An 18268-nucleotide genomic window follows, 5' to 3' on the forward strand; every position below is an offset into this window, starting at 1 on the left:
TTAGGTCCGTGGCCAACACCGACGCCACCACCGGCACCCCGGCCGACGAGCCGGTGCAAGAGCCGCCGAAAAAAGCATCACGAGCTGGGCGCGACCTGCCCGCGGCCATCGCGGTGGGCCTCAGCATTGGTTTGTTCCTGGTTGCGACGTTGGTGTTCGCGCCGCGCGGTTGGGTCGCGATCTGTGCGTTTGCGATGGTCGTCGCTACCCACGAGGTGGTGCGGCGGCTACGTGAAGCCGGGTATCTGATTCCGGTTGTTCCGCTGCTGATCGGTGGACAGCTAACCGTCTGGCTGAGCTGGCCATACGGCGTTCGCGGTGTGCTAGCCGGGGTCGGGGCCATGATCGTGGTTTGCATGTTCTGGCGGCTGTTCATGCAGGACAACCTGCCGCACGACGGTGCTGGCAGCGACGGGGTGCCCGCGTCGGGAACCTATTTGCGCGATACCTCGACCACCGTTTTTCTGGCCGTTTGGGTTGTGCTATTCGGTTCCTTCGCCGCGATGCTGGTCTACCCGCCTAACGGCACCGGATGGGTGTTCTGCGTGATGATCGCGATCATCGCGTCCGATGTCGGGGGATACACCGTGGGTGTGCTTTTCGGTAAGCATCCGATGGTCCCCACAATCAGCCCCAAGAAGTCCTGGGAAGGTTTTGCCGGTTCGCTGTTCTGCGGGATCGTTGCAACGACTATCACGGCGACATTCCTGGCGCATGAACCCCCCTGGGTGGGTGCGCTGCTCGGGGTGCTGTTCGTGCTCACCACCACGCTGGGTGACTTGGTGGAGTCGCAAGTCAAGCGTGACCTCGGCATCAAAGACATGGGGCGGCTGCTACCCGGCCACGGAGGTTTGATGGATCGGCTCGACGGCGTTCTGCCGTCAGCGGTGGCGGCCTGGATCGTGATGTCACTGTTGACCTGACAGAGTCAGTCAGCCCCGATGTGACAGCCGGGTCCGGCTCGGAGAAGATGCGGCAGCTGCTTGAGGCGTAACGCATCTTCGGTAGATCCATGCCTTCCAAATGCGTTCCATCCGCCAGAGAGCTCATTTCTGGCGGATTTGCATTTCGCAATTGTGAGACGCAACGAGTCGCTCCCGGCAGACGGAACTGCAGTTCGCGTAATCGAGGTGAGATTGCCGCGAGCCTGGCATGTCGTGATCTCTACTCAACTTTTGACGATCTGATTTTTCTACAGATGCATCGCTGACCTGCGGATATAGCGTGTTTGGACCGGTTGGGTCCGGGTCGAACTCTGTTGGCCTTTGGGTGGATGGGCGGTGGGTGTTGTGTCGTTTGTGAGTGTGGTTCCGGAGTGGGTGGCGGCGGCGGCAACCGATGTGGCCGGGATTGGGTCGGTGGTGGGTGCGGCTAATGCGGCGGCGGCGGGGGCGACGACGTCGGTGACGGCGGCTGCCGGTGATGAGGTGTCGGTGGCGATTGCGGCGTTGTTTGGGGGGTTTGGTCGCGAGTATCAGGCGGTGTGTGGGCAGTGGGCGGAGTTTGAGCAGCGGTTCGCGCGGGCGTTGGGGGCCGGGGCTGCGGGGGCTGAGGCGGCTGCGGTGGGGACGTTGTCGCCGCTAGGGGTGATTGAGCGGGGCGTGTGGGGGGCGGTGAACGGGCCGGCGGTGGCGTTGTGGGGGCGGCCGTTGATCGGTGATGGCGCTGATGGGGCGGCCGGGACGGGGCAAGCCGGTGGGGCGGGGGGGTTTGTTGTGGGGTAACGGGGTAATGGGGGTTCGGGCGGGGTGGGTCAAAGCGGTGGGGCGGGTGGTTCGGCGGGGTTGATCGGGCGAGGCGGGGCCGGTGGTGCGGGCGGGCTCAGCGGCGCCTCGGGGGCCGGCGGTGCGGGCGGGGTGGGTGCGCTTAGCGGTGGTGTTGGTGCTGCGGCGGGTCGAGCGTGGTTGTGGGGTGCGGGCGGGGCCGGCGGTGCCGGCGGGCAGGGCATGGGTCTCGATGGCGGTGCCGGTGCCGGTGGCGGCGGCGGGCAGGGCGGGCTGGTCTATGGCGGCGGCGGCGACGGTGGTGCCGGCGGGGTGGGTGCGCTTAGCGGTGGTGTTGGTGCTGCGGCGGGTCGAGCGTGGTTGTGGGGTGCGGGCGGGGCCGGCGGTGCCGGCGGGCAGGGCATGGGTCTCGATGGCGGTGCCGGTGCCGGTGCCGGTGGCGGCGGCGGGCAGGGCGGGCTGGTCTATGGCGGCGGCGGCGACGGTGGTGCCGGCGGGGTGGGTGGTGAGGTCGGCGGTGGTGGCGCCGGCGGTACCGGCGGGGCCGGTGGTGCGGCGGGGCTGATCGGCCACGGTGGGGCCGGGGGTGGCGGTGGTGCCGGTGATGGCGGTAGCACCGGGGGTGCGGGCCAGACCGGTGGTGATGGCGGCCGTGCCGGTGATGGGGGCGTTGGGGGGCGGGGCGGCTGGCTGGCCGGTGCCGGCGGCGACGGGGGTACCGGCGGGGCCGGGGGACCGGCGGCGCCGGGGGTGCGGGCGGGTTGATCAGCTTCTTCGGCGGCCAGGGTGCCGGCGGGGCCGGCGGTGCCGGTGGGGCCGGTGGGCTGGCCGGTGATGGTGGTGTGGGGGCCACGGGCACGTTTGCCGGTGGTGGCAGCGGTACCGGTGGTGCCGGCGGTGATGGCGGCACCCCCGGTGTGGGTGGTGCTGGCGGCGCCGGCGGGGCCGGCTCGATCGCGGGCGCTCATGGCAGCGAAGGTGCCCGCCTGCTGAGCGGTAATGGCGGTGCCGGAGGCCGGGGGGCGGACAGCGCGGTGCTGGGCGGAACCGGCGGGGCTGGCGGCAACGGCGGTCTCTACGGCAATGGTGGTGCGGGCGGGGCTGGCGGCAACGGGATCGCCGGATCGCGGGGCTTGACCGCGATCACTGCGGGCGACTCGGGTACCGCCGGCCACGACGGTGGCGCCGGTGGTAACGGTGGCGCCGGTGGTCAGGCATTGGCGGCCGGCTACACCGACGGCGGCCGCGGTGGTGATGGCGCGGTCGGATTGGGCGGCGATGGCGGCGACGGTGGCCACGGCGGCGACTCCGGTACTGGCGGGTCCGGCGGTGCCGGTGGTACCGGCGGGAGCACCGGATTGCACGGCCTTTCCGGAGCAACCCCGACCAGCGGCGGCAACGGCGGTGCCGGCGGCGAGGGGGGCAGGGGTGCGATCGATATCGCCGGTGGGACCGGCGGGGCCGGTGGTGACGGCGGAACGTATGGCGATGGCGGTGACGGCGGTGCCGGTGGCGACGGTGTTACCGGATCGCAGGGGTCGACCGCGACCACACCGGGGGGCTCGGGTACCAGCGGTGGGGCTGGCAGCGCTGGTGGTGCTGGCGGGTCCGGCGGGCTGGGCGGAACCCTGGCTGGTCACGGCGGTGATGGTGGTGCCGGCGGGGCCGGCGGTGATGGTGGTTTCGGCGGGTCCGGCGCGACGGGTAGTGCCGGGGATCAGGGCAGCGCCGCGGATCCCAACGGTGGCCGTGGCGGTGACGGCGGGTCCGGCGGGCTAGCCGGCGACGGCGGCCGCGGTGGAGACGGCGCGGTCGGGTTCGGTGGGGCCGGCGGGGACGGCGGCCACGGCGGTAACACCGGCGCCGGCGGGGTCGGCGGTAAAGGCGGTGTCGGCTCGACCACCGGACTCACCGGCCTTGGCGGGCATAGCCCGACTAACGGCGGCAACGGCGGTGCCGGCGGTGATGGCGGCAAAGGCGCGGTCGATATCGCCGGCGGTGCCGGCGGTGCCGGCGGTAACGGCGGGCTCTACGGCAACGGCGGGCACGGCGGCGACGGCGGTGACGGCGTCAATGGAGAACGCGGGCTGACCGCGATTGCTCCGGGGGGCTCAGGCACCGACGGCGGCGCCGGCAGTGTGGGCGGCGCGGGCGGGGCCGGTGGCAACGGTGGGGCCCTGGCCGGTCACGGGGGCGACGGTGGCGACGGCGGGTCCGGTGGTGATGGTGGTGCCGGCGGATCCGGCGCGGCCGGTGCCGCCGGGGATAACGGCACCCACAACGGTGGCCGCGGTGGTGACGGCGGCCACGGCGGTACCGGGGGCGACGGCGGTGCCGGGGGCGACGGAGGAGCAGCCGGTCACGCACAAGCGGCCGGCTACTCCGATGGCACCCGCGGTGCTGGTGGGTCCGGTGGCGCCGGTGGCGCCGGCGGGCTGGCCGGCGACGGCGGCCGGGGCGGAAACGGAGCCGCGACAACCGGTGGCGCCGGCGGCGACGGCGGCAATGGCGGTGACCCGGGTGTCGGCGGTGCCGGCGGTAAAGGCGGTGCCGGCTCGACCAACGGATTGAGTGGACTAGGCGGGTACAGCCCCACCAGCGGCGGCGACGGCGGTGACGGCGGCGACGGCGGCGACGGTAGCGCCGGCAACCTCTCTAACCCACCGGGCGATTTCGGCGGAGCCGGTGGGCGGGGCGGCAACGGCGGGGCCTACGGCAATGGCGGTAACGGCGGCGACGGCGGGACCGGCGGCGACGGAAGCCAAAGCCTGAGCGGGTCTGGCGGTGGTCCTGGTGGGCATGGCGGTGCCGGCGGCGTGGGAGGTGCCGGAGGAGTCCTCGGCGGTAACGGTGGGGACGGCGGGACGGCGGGACGGCGGGACGGGGGAACCGGTGGCGCGGGTGGTATGGGCGCGCACGGTGAGTCGCAGGTGGACGCAAACGGCCTGAACGGCGGTGCGGGCGGTCTCGGGTCTGCTGGCGGCGCCGGCGGCGACGGCGGCAACGGCGGAAAGGCCCATGCAACCGGATTCCACGATGGTGCCGGCGGCCACGGAGGCGACGGCGGCCAAGGAGGCACCGGGGGGTACGGCGGCGACGGCGGCAACGGCAAAGCCGGGTACAACCAGCGGGCTGGAGGAGATGGTGGTGCCGGTGGCAACGGCGGCACCGGCGGCCTCAACGGCGACGGCACTAGAGCCGCCGGAGGCGCCGCGGGCATTCGAGGGGTCGGTGGCACCGGCGGCAGCGGGGGAGACGGGCTCGGTGGCCGCACCGCGACCGGCGACGGCGGCCACGGAGGTAACGGCGGTGCCGGTGGTTACGGTTCTGTCGGCGGTGTCGGTGGCAGCGGCGGCGACGGCGGCAATGGCGGCAACGGGGGCACCGGGTTCAGTACAAATTCCGCGGCCAGCGGTGGCGCCGGTGGTGGCGGCGGAGAAGGCGGTGGCGGCGGCGATGGTCTCATCGGTGGCGACGGGGGCAGCGGCGGTAACGGAGGTAACGGGGCGGCCGGCAGCACAACGGCCGGCAACGGGGGCCGCGGTGGTACCGGTGGCATCGGTGGCGCCGGTCGTACCAACAGCGGCGACGGTGGCAGCGGTGGGAATGGCGGCGCCGCCGGCGAGGTCGGCCAAACCGCCGCAATCCTGGAAGTGGTCCCCGGCGTTGGTGGCGCCGGCGGCGATGGCGGCGAAGGCGGCTACTCCAACACAGTCGGCGGCGTCGCTGGCAATGGCGGGACTGGTGGTGCCGGTGGCAGCGGCGGCACCCTCGATCACAACGTCGTCTTTACCTACTCCGGGGCCGGCGGGGTCGGCGGCACCGGTGGTGTTGGCGGCTCCAGCACCTACGGCACCGGCGGGGTCGGTGGCGCCGGCGGGACCGGAGGCATGGCCGGTGCCGCGGATGCCAATAACTATGCCGCTGCCAGCGGCGACGGCGGGACCGGCGGGATCGGTGGCGCCGGGGTCACCGGCGGCGACGGCGGCCGAGGCGGGACCGGCGGTAGAAGCACCTTTGCCGGCACCTCCGGCACCGGTGGGATCGGCGGTATCGGCGGCCTCGGCACCGCCGGGGTCGGCGGCTACGGCGGGGACGGCGGCACCGGCGGCACCGGTAACGGCGCTACGGGGGGCTACGGCGGTGCCGGCGGCCGCGGCGGCACCAGCACCATTGACGGACAACGCATTCCCGGCTACAACGGTGGCCCAGGCCAACCTCCTCCACCCGGCTACGCCGGTCCGCCCGGCGTCGGCGGGACCGGCGGCGCCCCCGCAAGCCCCTGACCCCCGCGCGGTGGGCCGTGTGCCGGTCGAACCACGATGAGGGTGCAGAAAGCCGCGGTTGGTTCGCAATCCCGGCTGCGGCCGCGGCACGGATGTCAAACTGGAGCACATGGCCCAAGAGTTGATGTTTGAGGAGCCGCGTCGCGGGAAGCCGCCGCGGCACCTTGCCGATTTCGACGCGGAGGGCCGCGCGTCGGCGGTGGCCGCGCTCGGCCTGCCGCCTTTCAGGGCCAAGCAGCTGGCACACCAGTACTACGGTCGGCTGATCGCCGATCCCCGTCAGATGACCGACCTGCCGGCGGCGGTGCGTGACCAGATCGCCGAAACGATGTTCCCGAACCTGCTGACCGCGGCGCGAGAGGTCACCTGTGACGCGGGCCAGACGCGAAAGACGCTATGGCGCGCCACCGATGGTGTCACCGTCGAATCGGTGCTCATGCGCTACCCGCAGCGCAATACGGTGTGCATCTCCTCGCAAGCGGGCTGTGGGATGGCGTGTCCGTTCTGCGCGACCGGGCAGGGCGGCCTGACCCGCAATCTGTCGACTGCAGAGATCGTCGAACAGGTGCGGGCCGGGGCCGCGGCGTTGCGCGACGAGTTCGGTGACCGGTTGTCGAATGTCGTGTTCATGGGCATGGGGGAGCCGCTGGCCAATTACGCCCGGGTGCTGGCGGCGGTGCGTCGCATCACCGAACCGCCGCCGACGGGTTTTGGCATCTCGGCCCGATCGGTGACGGTCTCGACGGTGGGTTTGGCGCCCGCGATCCGCAAGCTTGCCGATGAACGCCTCGGCGTCACGCTGGCGCTGTCATTGCATGCGCCCGACGACGAACTGCGCGACACGTTGGTGCCGGTCAACAACCGGTGGAAGATCAGCGAAGCTCTCGAGGCCGCGCATTACTACGCAGAGGTGACCGGTCGTCGGGTCTCCGTCGAGTATGCGCTGATCCGTGAGGTCAATGACCAACCTTGGCGGGCTGATCTGCTGGGTAAACGACTGCATGGCGCGCTGGGTCCGTTGGTCCATGTCAACCTGATCCCGCTCAACCCGACACCGGGCAGCGATTGGGATGCGAGTCCCAAGCCGATGGAGCGGGAGTTTGTCAAACGAGTTCGTGCACAAGGGGTTTCGTGCACCGTACGGGATACTCGCGGCCGCGAGATCAGCGCCGCCTGCGGACAGCTGGCCGCCGAAGGCGGGTAGCTGGAGCGTGGGCGATTGGGGCTGGGCCTGCGGACAGCTGGCCGCCGAAGGCGGGTAGCTGCAGCGGGTGCGATGAACCGCGTCAGTGGGTATTACGTCATCAAGGCAAACACCAGTAAGTGAGGTCTGCTATGACTGTTCGCCCTACGCCCCGCAATCGTTGGTTTGCCGCGGTCCTGATGGCCAGCATGGTCGCGCTTGTCCTGACGCTCGGCGTGATCGCCGCGCCGCGCGCCCGCGCCGCCGACGATCGTCTCGATTTCACCGCGACGACGCTGGGCGGCGCGCCCTTCAACGGGGCCAGCCTGCAGGGTAAGCCGGCGGTGTTGTGGTTCTGGACGCCGTGGTGCCCGTTCTGCAACGCCGAGGGCCCCGCCGCCAGCCAGGTGGCGGCCGCCAACCCCGGGGTAACATTCGTCGGCATCGCCGCGCATTCGGACGTGGGTGCGATGCAGGGCTTCGTCTCCAAATACGGGCTGAACTTCACCAACATCAACGACGCCGACGGCGCGATCTGGGCGCGCTACAACGTGCCCTGGCAGCCGGCCTGGGTGTTCTATCGGGCCGACGGTTTCTCGACCTTCGTCAACAACCCCACCTCGGCCATGTCCCAGCAGGAACTGGCCGACCGGGTCGCCGCGCTGACGTCCTGATTCCCCGACCCCGATGAATTCGGCCCTGGTCGCGCTGGCATTCGCCGCCGGATCGGTGGCCGCGCTAAACCCATGCGGATTCGCGATGCTGCCCGCATACCTGCTGTTGGTGGTGCGCGGGCAGCATGGCGGCGAGTCGGGGGAGGCTGCCTCTCCGATCGGCGCGGTCGGCCGAGCCATCGCCGCCACCATCGGGATGGCGCTCGGTTTCCTTACGGTCTTCGGTGCCTTTGGCGCTTTGACCATCTCGGCAGCTTCCACGGTGCAGCGATACCTGCCCTACCTGACTGTGTTGATTGGTGTGCTGCTTTTCGGCCTTGGGGTGTGGCTGCTGTCGGGGCGTGAGTTGGCCGCGCTGACCCCTAGCGGGTTTGGTCCGCGATGGGCGCCAACGGCCCGCTTGGGTTCCATGTACGGCTACGGCGTCAGCTATGCCGTCGCCTCGTTGTCCTGCACCATCGGGCCGTTTATCGCGGTAACCGGGGCGGGCCTGCGGGGCGGTTCGATCCTGGGGGCGGTGGCAATCTACCTGGCCTACATCGCGGGCCTGACCATGGTGGTCGGCGCACTCGCCATTGCCGCCGCGACCGCCAGCTCGGCACTGGCCGACCGGTTGCGGCGGGTGCTGCCGCTGGTCAACCGGATCAGCGGTGGGTTGCTGGCGGTGGTTGGGCTCTACGTCGGCTACTACGGCTACTACGAGGTGCGGTTGACCTCTGGTCTACTGGTCGATCCCCAAGATCGGGTGATCGGTGCGGCCGGCCGCATCCAAGGTGAGTTGGCCGGCTGGGTCCACCAGCACGGTATCTGGCCGTGGGTGGTGGTGCTGACGTTGCTGGTGGCCGGTGCGTTCAGCGTTAGTTGGTATCGGCGGGCCCGTCGCTAAGCGGCGCGCGCCGAGTTGGTCGGGAAACCGCTATCGGAGCCAGCCGCGCCGGCGGCCCCACAGGTCACGAACCAGGACGGCCAGCGTCAGTACAGCGAACCCGATGAGGAACCAGTCTTCGACATGGCCGACGTGGTTGCCGCGCAGCATCGCCAGCAGGAACACAAAGATGCACGCGCCGGTGATGTGCCAGGTGCGGTAATTGATCCGGCTCCATCCCCAGCGTGCGGACGGCACCTCGGCGATATCGACGCCGGTGAAAGGCTCCACCTCAGTACTGGCCACAGCGATTCCTCCGGATGGGATTGGCTACTGCACGTCTTCGGATCGAACCCGATCATTCTGGCACATCTGCCCGAAGCGCAGACCGGGGTCATCACCTTTGTGCTACCCGTCCGGAGGAATCGCCGTAGCGAAATGCGTCGCCACTGCCGGTGATGCCTAGCTGGCTAGCTGGGCGGCATCAGCACGGTGTCGATCATGTACACCACGGCGTTGGCGGTTTGCACTCCGCCGCAGACCACGGCCGCGTCACCGACCTGTAGGTCATTGCCAGAACCGGTGACGGTCAGCGAGGCGCCCTCGACGGTGCCGTGGATGCCGACCACCTGCGACGGACTCAACTGCCCGGGGACCACGTGATAGGTGAGGATCTTTTTCAGCAGCGGCGCATCGGTTTTCAACGAGTCGATCGTTGCGGCGTCGATCTTGCCGAACGCGGCATCGGTCGGGGCGAAGACTGTGAATTGGCCGCCGTTGAGGGTGTCGACCAGGTTCACCTGCGGGTTGAGCTTGCCGGACAACGCCGAGGTCAGCGTGGTGAGCATCGGGTTGTTCGACGCCGCCACCGCGACCGGTTCGGCCGCCATGCCGGCTACCGACCCTGGCCCGGTCGGCACTTGCTGTGCGTAGGCACTGCATCCGGGGCCGACCAGTGTGTCTGGCGGGCTGGCCATCGCGCTCGGAGCGGTGGCCAGCCCGCCAGGCCTACCGCAGCGGCTGCCGCGAGACCGGTTGCTGCAATTGCTGGGTTGTGGAACTTCATTGCCTATGGCTCCTTTGTTGTCGGGTGGATCTCTGACTGTTATTCGGAGCCGCAGCGGTTTTGGATCGGTGTTGTGGGAAAAATAATTCATCCGTAGGTGAATGAATACACCTGCAATCCTTTGCTGGGATGCACTTCTATCGTGGTTCGCTGCACTTGGTCGCCGGCGATGATTTGATGCGAGGTGGGTGCCCCGCCGATCCGCAGCGTCGTCGACTTGCCGGCTCCGGTCACGGTGAGGGTTCCGGTGCCACCGACCACCAGATAGACGTTCTTGGCGAGGTAGTTCAGCTTGATGCGGCAGTCGTCGCCGTCGGCCGTGGCCCGCTGGTGGTCCAGGGACCAGGGGCCTTGCAGGGCGAAGGTGTCTGGGGGCAGCGCGAGCGGATAGCTGAACGTCGCCGAACCCTGGTCGTAGCCGCTGCCGGCGAAGTTGACCGCTTTGCCCACGCCGAAATATGTCTCGGGGGTCAGGCTCAGCGCGGGTGTGGTGTCGGCGGCGTCCACGGGTGCCGGCAGTTTGGCGCCCGGATTGGCGTCGGTGAGTAGCCGTCTGATCAGGTTCTCCGTGCCGTCGTAGTCACCCTCGCCGAACTTGATGTGCCGAACGGTGCCACTGGCATCGATCAGATACTCGGCGGGCCAGTATGCGTTGCGGTAGTTCGTCCAGGTCGAATAGTTGTTGTCCAGCGCGATCGGGTAGGTGATGTTCAGATCCGCGGCGCCGGCCGCAACATTTTCCGGCACCTTTTCGAACGCGTACTCGGGTGTGTGCACGCCGATCACTTCCAGGCCGCTGTCTTTGTAGGCCCGGTACCAGCCGACGACGTGGGGGATGGCGCGTTGGCAGTTGATGCATGAATACGCCCAGAAGTCGACCAGCACCACGCGGCCTCGCAGCGAACTCAACCGGATCGGTTGGTGCTCAGGGGTGTTGAGCCAGCCGCTGATTCCCGTGATGTCGGGTGCGCTGCCACAGTCTTGCGGTTGGGCGGCGCCGTTGGTGCAGTTGGAGAGCTGCGCGTTTTGGTCAGTCACAAGACCGCCGATGCCGCCCAGGTTGGTGCCGATTTGGTTGGGGCCGCCCACCTGCTCCGGTAGGCCCTGTAGCGCACTGGTGTAGTCGGGGATGGCCCGTTGCAGAGTCGCGGGCAGATTGAGCACCAGGGCCACTGCCAGCAGAATCGTCACGACTCCGGCCCCAATCCGGATCTCGCGCTGGCGCCGACGAAACGCGCTCACCCGTCCTGCCGTCTCGCGCCCGGCCGGGGCGAAGAACAGCAGTGGCAAGGCGGTTCCGAGGGCGAATGCGCAGGTGAGCACGACGGTGTTGAGCCCGATTCTCGAGGTGGCGCCGGCCAGGATGATGGCGGTGAGCACCGGGCCGGCGCAGGGAACATAGAGCACGCCCAGCGCCAACCCGAGCCCGAAACCGGTGCCGCCAGCACTGATCGAGTTGTGCGGGATGCGGGAAAACGGCCGCTGCAGCCACTGTTCGAGTCGCGGAAAGATCAAGCCCAAGCCGATCGCCACCAGCGCGGCCAGCGCGACCCAGCGGATGGTGTCCTGGCGCAGATGCAGCAACGACAGCAGCGCCGAACCCGTCAGGGTCACCAGACAGAAGCTGAGCACCAGGCCGGCGATCACCCGATAGGGGCGTGTCTGGACACGCGCGGCCTTCGGGTCCGGCGTACTAACCCCCGTCTGTGTGGTGGCCACCGTGGCGCCGCCGTGGGCGCCGGAGAAGAAGACCACCGGCAGCACCGGCAGGATGCACGGCGAGATCCCGGTGATCAGACCTCCGACGAAGCCGACGAGTGCAAGCGTGACCATGTTCACTATTCGAAACTGCGGAGGTCCTGGATGGCTAGTCGAAGCGGCGGGCTGGCCGGGCCGCATTGGGGTCGGTCGGGGCACAATGATGGAGTGACTACTGCCACCGACGGGTCCGCCGACGGCCGCTTGCGCGTGCTAGTGCTGGGCAGCACGGGTTCGATCGGCACCCAGGCGCTGGAAGTCATCGCCGCCAATCCGGACCGTTTCGAGGTCGTCGGGCTGGCTGCCGGGGGCAGCAATCTGGACACGCTGCTGCGACAGCGCGCCGAGACCGGCGTAACGGAGATTGCGATCGCCGACGAGCGGGCGGCGCAACTGGCCGGCGACATTGCGTACCAGGGGCCCGACGCTGTCACCCGGCTGGTGGAGGAGACCGAGGCCGACGTCGTCCTCAACGCGCTCGTCGGCGCATTGGGCCTGCGCCCGACGCTGGCCGCGCTGGCATCCGGGGCCAGGCTGGCCTTGGCCAACAAGGAATCGCTGGTTGCCGGCGGTCCACTGGTACTGCAGGCCGCGCAACCCGGTCAGATCGTGCCGGTCGACTCCGAGCATTCCGCGCTGGCTCAGTGCTTGCGAGCAGGCACCCCCGACGAAGTCGCCAAACTAGTGTTGACCGCCTCGGGTGGGCCGTTTCGGGGGTGGTCGGCGGCCGACCTTCAGGAGGTCACCCCGGAGCAGGCCGGTGCCCATCCGACCTGGTCAATGGGCCCGATGAATACGCTGAACTCGGCCTCACTGGTCAACAAGGGACTCGAGCTCATCGAAACCCACCTACTGTTCGGCATCCCGTACGAGCGCATCGAGGTCGTCGTGCATCCGCAGTCGATCGTGCATTCCATGGTCACCTTCGTCGACGGTTCGACCATCGCCCAGGCCAGCCCCCCGGACATGAAATTGCCGATCTCGCTGGCGTTGGGCTGGCCGCGCCGGGTGCCGGGTGCGGCCCGTTATTGCGATTTCAGTCAGGCTCAGACGTGGGAGTTCGAGCCGCTGGACGACGAGGTGTTTCCCGCCGTCGAGCTGGCTCGCCATGCCGGCGAGACCGGCGGGTGCATGACCGCGGTGTACAACGCGGCCAACGAAGAAGCGGCAGCGGCCTTCCTCGCCGGCCGGATCAATTTCCCCGCCATCGTGGGAACTATCGCCGACGTGCTGCACGCTGCCGACCAATGGGCCGTTTCACCCGCTAACGTGGATGACGTACTTGACGCGCAGCGTTGGGCGCGGCAGCGGGCACAGCGTGCGATCGCCAAAGCAAGCCCGGCCGGCGCATGCGAGAAGGTCTCCGGACTGGCTTGAGAAAGGTCGATAGAGGCTGATGATGTTCGTTGTCGGCATTGTGCTCTTCGCACTCGCCATCTTGATATCGGTGGCGCTGCACGAGTGCGGCCACATGTGGGTAGCGCGTGCGACCGGAATGAAGGTGCGGCGCTATTTCGTCGGCTTCGGTCCCACCTTGTGGTCGACGCGCCGAGGCGAAACCGAGTACGGGGTCAAGGCCATTCCGGCGGGTGGCTTCTGTGACATCGCCGGCATGACCCCGGTGGAGGATCTCGAGCCCGACGAACATGACCGGGCGATGTACAAACAGGCGACCTGGAAGCGGGTGGCGGTCCTGTTCGCCGGGCCTGGCATGAACTTCGTTATCTGCCTGGTGCTGATCTATGGCATCGCAGTGGTCTGGGGGCTGCCGAACCTGCACCCGCCCACCCAGGCGATCATTGGCGAAACCGGCTGTGTCGCACCGGAAACGGCTCAAGGAAAACTGGAGCAGTGCACCGGGCCGGGGCCCGCGGCGCTAGCCGGACTGCGCGCCGGTGACGTCGTCGTCAAGGTCGGTGACACCGCGGTCTCCACCTTCGACGAGATGGCGACGGCCATTCGCAAGCTGCACGGCAGCGCGCCGATCGTCGTCGAACGCGACGGAACCACGGTGACGGCCAACGTGGTCATCGAATCCACCCGCCGCTGGGTTCCCAACGAGCAGGGCAATCAACTCGAGCCCGCGACTGTCGGCGCTATCGGGGTGGGTGCGGCCCAGTCCGGGCCGACGCAATACGGGATTCTGTCGGCGCTGCCCGCCACGTTCGCCTTCACCGGTGACCTAACGGTCGAAGTGGGCAGGGTGCTGGTGGCCATCCCGACCAAGGTCGGCGCGCTGGTCCACGCCATCGGGGGCGGCCAGCGTGACCCGCAGACGCCGATCAGCGTGGTCGGCGCCAGCATCATCGGCGGCGACACCGTCGACCACGGGCTGTGGGTGGCCTTCTGGTTCTTCCTGGCCCAGTTGAATCTCATCCTCGGGGCCATCAACCTGCTGCCCCTGTTGCCGTTCGACGGCGGCCATATCGCCGTCGCGGTGTTCGAGAAGATTCGCAACATGATCCGCGCGGCCCGCGGCAAGGTGGCCGCGGCGCCGGTGAACTATCTCAAGCTGATGCCAGCGACCTATGTGGTGCTGGTTTTCGTGGTCGGATACATGCTGTTGACCGTCACCGCCGACTTGGTCAACCCGATCAGGTTGTTCCAATAAGAACCAGAAAGAAGGGGTCACAGTGACCACTGGCCTGGGCATCCCGCAGCCTCCGGCGCCCACGCTTTCGCCCCGCCGCACCACGTGTCAGCTGATGGTCCGCGATGTCGGAGTCGGCAGCGATTACCCGGTCTCGGTGCAATCGATGTGCACCACCAAGACCCACGACGTCAATGCCACGCTGCAGCAGATCGCCGAGCTGACCGCGGCGGGCTGCGACATCGTCCGGGTGGCTTGCCCCCGCCAAGAGGACGCTGACGCGCTGGCCGAGATAGCCCGGCACAGCCAGATTCCGGTGGTCGCCGACATCCACTTCCAGCCGAAGTACATCTTTGCCGCCATCGATGCCGGTTGCGCTGCCGTGCGGGTGAATCCGGGCAACATCAAGGAGTTCGACGGCCGGGTGGGGGAGGTCGCCAAGGCGGCCGGGGCGGTTGGCATTCCGATTCGCATCGGGGTCAACGCGGGCTCGCTGGACAAGCGGTTCATGCAGAAGTACGGCAAGGCCACGCCCGAAGCGCTGGTCGAGTCTGCCCTGTGGGAAGCGTCGTTGTTCGAAGAGCATGGTTTCGGCAACATCAAAATCAGCGTCAAGCACAACGACCCGGTGATCATGGTCGCCGCCTACGAGCAGTTGGCGGCCCAATGTGACTATCCGCTGCACCTGGGGGTCACCGAGGCCGGTCCGGCCTTTCAGGGCACCATCAAGTCCGCGGTCGCTTTCGGTGCGCTGCTCTCCCGTGGCATCGGTGACACCATCCGGGTGTCGTTGTCGGCCCCACCCGTGGAGGAAGTCAAGGTCGGCAACCAGATTCTCGAGTCGCTGAATCTGCGACCACGGTCCCTTGAGATCGTGTCCTGTCCGTCCTGCGGACGCGCTCAGGTTGACGTCTACACGCTGGCCAACGAGGTCACCGCCGGCTTGGACGGTCTTGACGTTCCGTTGCGGGTGGCCGTGATGGGGTGCGTCGTCAACGGTCCTGGTGAAGCGCGTGAGGCTGACCTGGGAGTGGCCTCGGGCAACGGCAAGGGCCAGATCTTTGTGCGGGGCGAAGTGATCAAGACGGTGCCCGAAGCGCAGATCGTCGAGACCCTGATCGAGGAGGCGATGCGCATCGCCGCAGAAATGGGAACTGAGGATCCGGGCACGACATCAAGCGGTGCGCCTATTGTGACCGTAAGCTGATAGGGGGCAGTGAATTGTCTGGCCTCAGTTCGCACCACAGAGAGATCTGAGATGTCGGCTCCGCTCATCATGCGCCTTGTCGGCGAACGACGGGTGTCTGTGGTGCGTGACGTTGCCGCATTGTGGCGAGTGCTCGACGAGAATCCGGTTGAATCGTGCATGGTCGCCGCGCGGGTGGCCGACTACGGAATCGAGCCCAATTCGCTTGGCGGGGAACTGTGGACGCGCGACGGAGTGGATGAGTCGTTGTGCTTCGCCGGCGCCAACCTGATCCCGCTGCGCGGTGAATTGATCGATTTGAACGCGTTCGCCGATGAGGCGAAGAGCACCGCGCGGCGGTGTTCGTCGCTGGTGGGCCGGGCCGATCTGGTGCTGCCGATGTGGCAGCGCCTGGAGTCGGCCTGGGGGCCGGCCCGCGATGTGCGTGACCACCAGCCGCTCATGGCCATCAACACCCACCCCAGTTGCGCGATCGACCCGGAGGTACGCCAGGTCCGACCCGAGGAGTTGGACGCCTACCTGGTGGCCGCCGTGGACATGTTCATCGGTGAGGTGGGCATCGATCCTCGCCTCGGAGACGGCGGCCGGGGTTATCGCCGCCGGGTCGCCAGCCTCATCGCGGCCGGGCGGGCGTGGGCCCGGTTCGAGCACGGTGAGGTGATTTTCAAGGCCGAGGTGGGGTCGCAGTCTCCGGCCGTCGGGCAGATCCAGGGGGTTTGGGTTCATCCGGAGCGGCGCGGCCTGGGTTTGGGTACCGCGGGAACCGCCACGCTTGCCGCGGTGACCGTCGGCAGCGGGCGCATCGCCAGCCTGTACGTGAACAACTTCAACACGGTCGCCCGCGCCGCCTACACGCGCGTCGGCTTCAAGGAAGTCGGCACCTTCGCCACAGTGCTGCTCGACTGAGCAGCCTCCTGCACCAAACCCCTTCGTAGCGTCAACCAGATCCGACATAACGGTTGGGTCTCGGTGTGTCTACGCCCTCCTTGGCGTCACTGTTCTTAACATCAGTAACGATGGTAACTAGAGCAACATTGGCCTCAGCTGGCGCAGCCCTTTTGTTGGTCTGCTGCATGGCGCTGCCAGGCTGCACGCCCCGCCCCGAGGGCCCGGGGCCGGCTGCCGCGAAATTCTTCGCCGCGCTCGCCGTTGGCGATACCGCGACCGCGGCCCAGCTCAGCGACAACCCCAACGAAGCCCGGGAAGCGCTCAACGCCGCGTGGGCGGGTCTGCAGGCGACCCACCTGGACGCGCAGATCCTCAGCTCGAAGTATGCCGAGGACACGGGCACCGTCGTCTACCGCTTCACCTGGCACCTTCCCAAGAATCGGACGTGGACCTATGACGGCCAGTTGAAGATGGCCCGCGATGAGGGGCGCTGGGCGGTCCGCTGGGTATCCACCGGCTTGCATCCCAAGCTGGGGGAGCACCAGACGTTTTCCCTGCGCGCCGACCTGCCCCGGCGGGCGTCGGTCAACGAGCTCGGCGGCACCGACGTGCTCGTGCCGGGCTACGTGTATCACTACGCTCTGGATGCCGTCGAGGCCGGCCGCAACCTGATCGGGACCGCCCACGCCGCGGTTGATGCCCTGCACCCCTTCAACGACACGCTCAACGACCCGCAGCTGCTCGCCGAGCAGGCCAGTTCGTTGCCGCACCCGCTGGACTTGGGGGTCACCCTGCGTCCTGACGACAGCGGTCGGGTCGCCGAAGCGATCGGCCACCTGCCCGGTGTGGTGATCACGCCTCAGCCCGAGATGTTGCCGACCGACGATCATTTCGCCGGAGTCGTCATGACCGAGGTGAAGAAAGCCGTGGTCGACGAGCTGGAGGGCGAGGCGGGCTGGCGGGTGGTCAGCGTCAACCAGAACGGTGTGGACGTGGCGGTGCTGCATGAGGTGGCACCGTCACCGGCGCCGTCGGTCACCATCACGTTGGATCGGGCCGTGCAGAACGCCGCGCAGCGCGCGGTGGACGCCAGGGGCGGCAAGGCGATGATCGTGGTGATCAAGCCTTCGACCGGAGAGATTCTGGCGGTGGCGCAGAATGCCGCCGCCGACGCCGACGGCCCGGTTGCCACCACCGGCCTGTATCCACCCGGGTCGACCTTCAAGGTCGTTACCGCCGGTGCGGCCGTCGAGCGCGATATGGCCACCCCCAACACCATGCTCGGCTGCCCCGGCGAACTCGACATCGGCCATCGCACGATCCCCAATTACGGCGGCTTCGATCTCGGCGTAGTGCCGCTATCACGCGCGTTCGCCAGTTCGTGCAACACCACCTTCGCGGAACTGAGCAGCAAGATGCCCCCGCGCGGGTTGACGCAGGCGGCCATTCGCTACGGCATCGGGCTCGACTATCGAGTGGAGGGCCTCACCACGGTCACCGGTTCGGTGCCTCCGACGGTGGACCTGGCAGAGCGCACCGAGGACGGGTTCGGCCAGGGCAAGGTGCTGGCCAGCCCCTTCGGGATGGCGCTGGTGGCGGCCACCGTGGCCGCGGGCAGGACACCGGTTCCGCAGCTCATCGTCGGTCGGCCCACGCAGGTGACGGGTGAGGGCGCGCCGATCAGCCCGAAGATGGTGGACGCGCTGCGCCCCATGATGCGCCTGGTGGTGACCAACGGCACCGCCAAAGAGATCGCCGGGTGCGGCGAGGTCTTCGGCAAGACCGGTGAAGCCGAATTCCCGGGCGGGTCGCATTCCTGGTTCGCCGGATACCGCGGTGACCTGGCGTTCGCCTCGCTGATTGTCGGCGGTGGCAGCTCGGAATACGCCGTGCGGATGACCAAGATGATGTTCGAGCTGATGCCGCCCGGGTACCTGACCTAGCCGCTGTGGGCGCCTGGCTGGGCCCGCGGCGTCGCCACCGATCCCGCAACCGCGGTAAGTTGCCAGGAGAGGCGGATGATCGCC

12 protein-coding genes and 1 pseudogene are annotated in these 18268 nt (G+C 68.5%); 10 read left to right on the top strand and 3 right to left on the bottom strand.

Annotation, left to right across the window (positions count from 1 at the left end; genetic code table 11):
* The first annotated feature begins 8 nt into the window (after positions 1 to 8).
* The 5 genes and pseudogenes from MPSD_RS09000 (at position 9) to MPSD_RS09020 (ending at position 8753) form a co-directional block, all read left to right on the top strand.
* Positions 9 to 923, top strand: a complete 915-nt coding sequence (locus tag MPSD_RS09000; RefSeq protein WP_020788107.1) for a phosphatidate cytidylyltransferase — start codon at positions 9 to 11, stop codon at positions 921 to 923.
* Positions 924 to 1289: 366 nt separating this feature from the next.
* A pseudogene (locus MPSD_RS09005) lies at positions 1290 to 6010 on the top strand (PE family protein).
* Between the two features lie 109 nt (positions 6011 to 6119).
* Positions 6120 to 7214, top strand: coding sequence for a dual-specificity RNA methyltransferase RlmN (gene rlmN / locus MPSD_RS09010; protein ID WP_020788104.1), 1095 nt, complete (start codon positions 6120 to 6122; stop codon positions 7212 to 7214).
* Positions 7215 to 7345: 131 nt separating this feature from the next.
* On the top strand, positions 7346 to 7867 hold the full coding sequence (gene dsbE / locus MPSD_RS09015; protein WP_036426776.1) for a disulfide bond-forming protein DsbE: 522 nt from the start codon (positions 7346 to 7348) through the stop codon (positions 7865 to 7867).
* 13 nt (positions 7868 to 7880) lie between these two features.
* Positions 7881 to 8753 (top strand): cytochrome c biogenesis CcdA family protein, encoded by an 873-nt coding sequence (locus MPSD_RS09020; RefSeq protein ID WP_015355212.1) that lies wholly within the window; start codon positions 7881 to 7883, stop codon positions 8751 to 8753.
* Positions 8754 to 8783: 30 nt separating this feature from the next.
* Here MPSD_RS09020 and MPSD_RS09025 read toward each other — a convergent pair whose 3' ends face one another.
* The 3 genes from MPSD_RS09025 to MPSD_RS09035 all read right to left on the bottom strand — a co-directional run bounded on the left by MPSD_RS09025 (position 8784) and on the right by MPSD_RS09035 (position 11631).
* On the bottom strand, positions 8784 to 9038 hold the full coding sequence (locus MPSD_RS09025; protein WP_015355213.1) for a DUF2631 domain-containing protein: 255 nt from the start codon (positions 9036 to 9038) through the stop codon (positions 8784 to 8786).
* Positions 9039 to 9202: 164 nt separating this feature from the next.
* The gene (locus MPSD_RS09030; protein ID WP_372509680.1) at positions 9203 to 9853 is read right to left on the bottom strand and encodes a fasciclin domain-containing protein; all 651 of its coding nucleotides are present in this window, start codon (positions 9851 to 9853) and stop codon (positions 9203 to 9205) included.
* Positions 9854 to 9885: 32 nt separating this feature from the next.
* Complete coding sequence (locus MPSD_RS09035) at positions 9886 to 11631, bottom strand: cytochrome c biogenesis protein DipZ (RefSeq protein WP_086085525.1); 1746 nt, start codon at positions 11629 to 11631, stop codon at positions 9886 to 9888.
* Positions 11632 to 11724: 93 nt separating this feature from the next.
* On the opposite strand from MPSD_RS09035, the gene dxr reads away from it, so the two are divergent.
* The 5 genes from dxr to MPSD_RS09060 all read left to right on the top strand — a co-directional run bounded on the left by dxr (position 11725) and on the right by MPSD_RS09060 (position 18184).
* The gene (gene dxr, locus MPSD_RS09040) at positions 11725 to 12933 is read left to right on the top strand and encodes a 1-deoxy-D-xylulose-5-phosphate reductoisomerase (protein WP_036426774.1); all 1209 of its coding nucleotides are present in this window, start codon (positions 11725 to 11727) and stop codon (positions 12931 to 12933) included.
* A 19-nt stretch (positions 12934 to 12952) separates the two neighbouring features.
* Positions 12953 to 14167 carry a M50 family metallopeptidase gene (locus MPSD_RS09045; RefSeq protein WP_086085523.1) on the top strand — a complete coding sequence of 405 codons (1215 nt, stop codon included), beginning with the start codon at positions 12953 to 12955 and terminating at the stop codon, positions 14165 to 14167.
* A 22-nt stretch (positions 14168 to 14189) separates the two neighbouring features.
* The gene (gene ispG, locus MPSD_RS09050) at positions 14190 to 15353 is read left to right on the top strand and encodes a flavodoxin-dependent (E)-4-hydroxy-3-methylbut-2-enyl-diphosphate synthase (RefSeq protein ID WP_020788097.1); all 1164 of its coding nucleotides are present in this window, start codon (positions 14190 to 14192) and stop codon (positions 15351 to 15353) included.
* 51 nt (positions 15354 to 15404) lie between these two features.
* A complete protein-coding gene (locus tag MPSD_RS09055) occupies positions 15405 to 16259 on the top strand; it encodes a GNAT family N-acetyltransferase (protein WP_036426770.1) in 855 nt (284 codons plus the stop codon).
* A 110-nt stretch (positions 16260 to 16369) separates the two neighbouring features.
* Positions 16370 to 18184: a penicillin-binding transpeptidase domain-containing protein gene (locus tag MPSD_RS09060; protein WP_086085524.1), complete on the top strand. Its 1815-nt coding sequence runs from the start codon at positions 16370 to 16372 to the stop codon at positions 18182 to 18184.
* Positions 18185 to 18268: the final 84 nt, after the last annotated feature.

Source organism: Mycobacterium pseudoshottsii JCM 15466 (assembly GCF_003584745.1).
Classification (GTDB): Bacteria; Actinomycetota; Actinomycetes; order Mycobacteriales; family Mycobacteriaceae; genus Mycobacterium; species Mycobacterium marinum.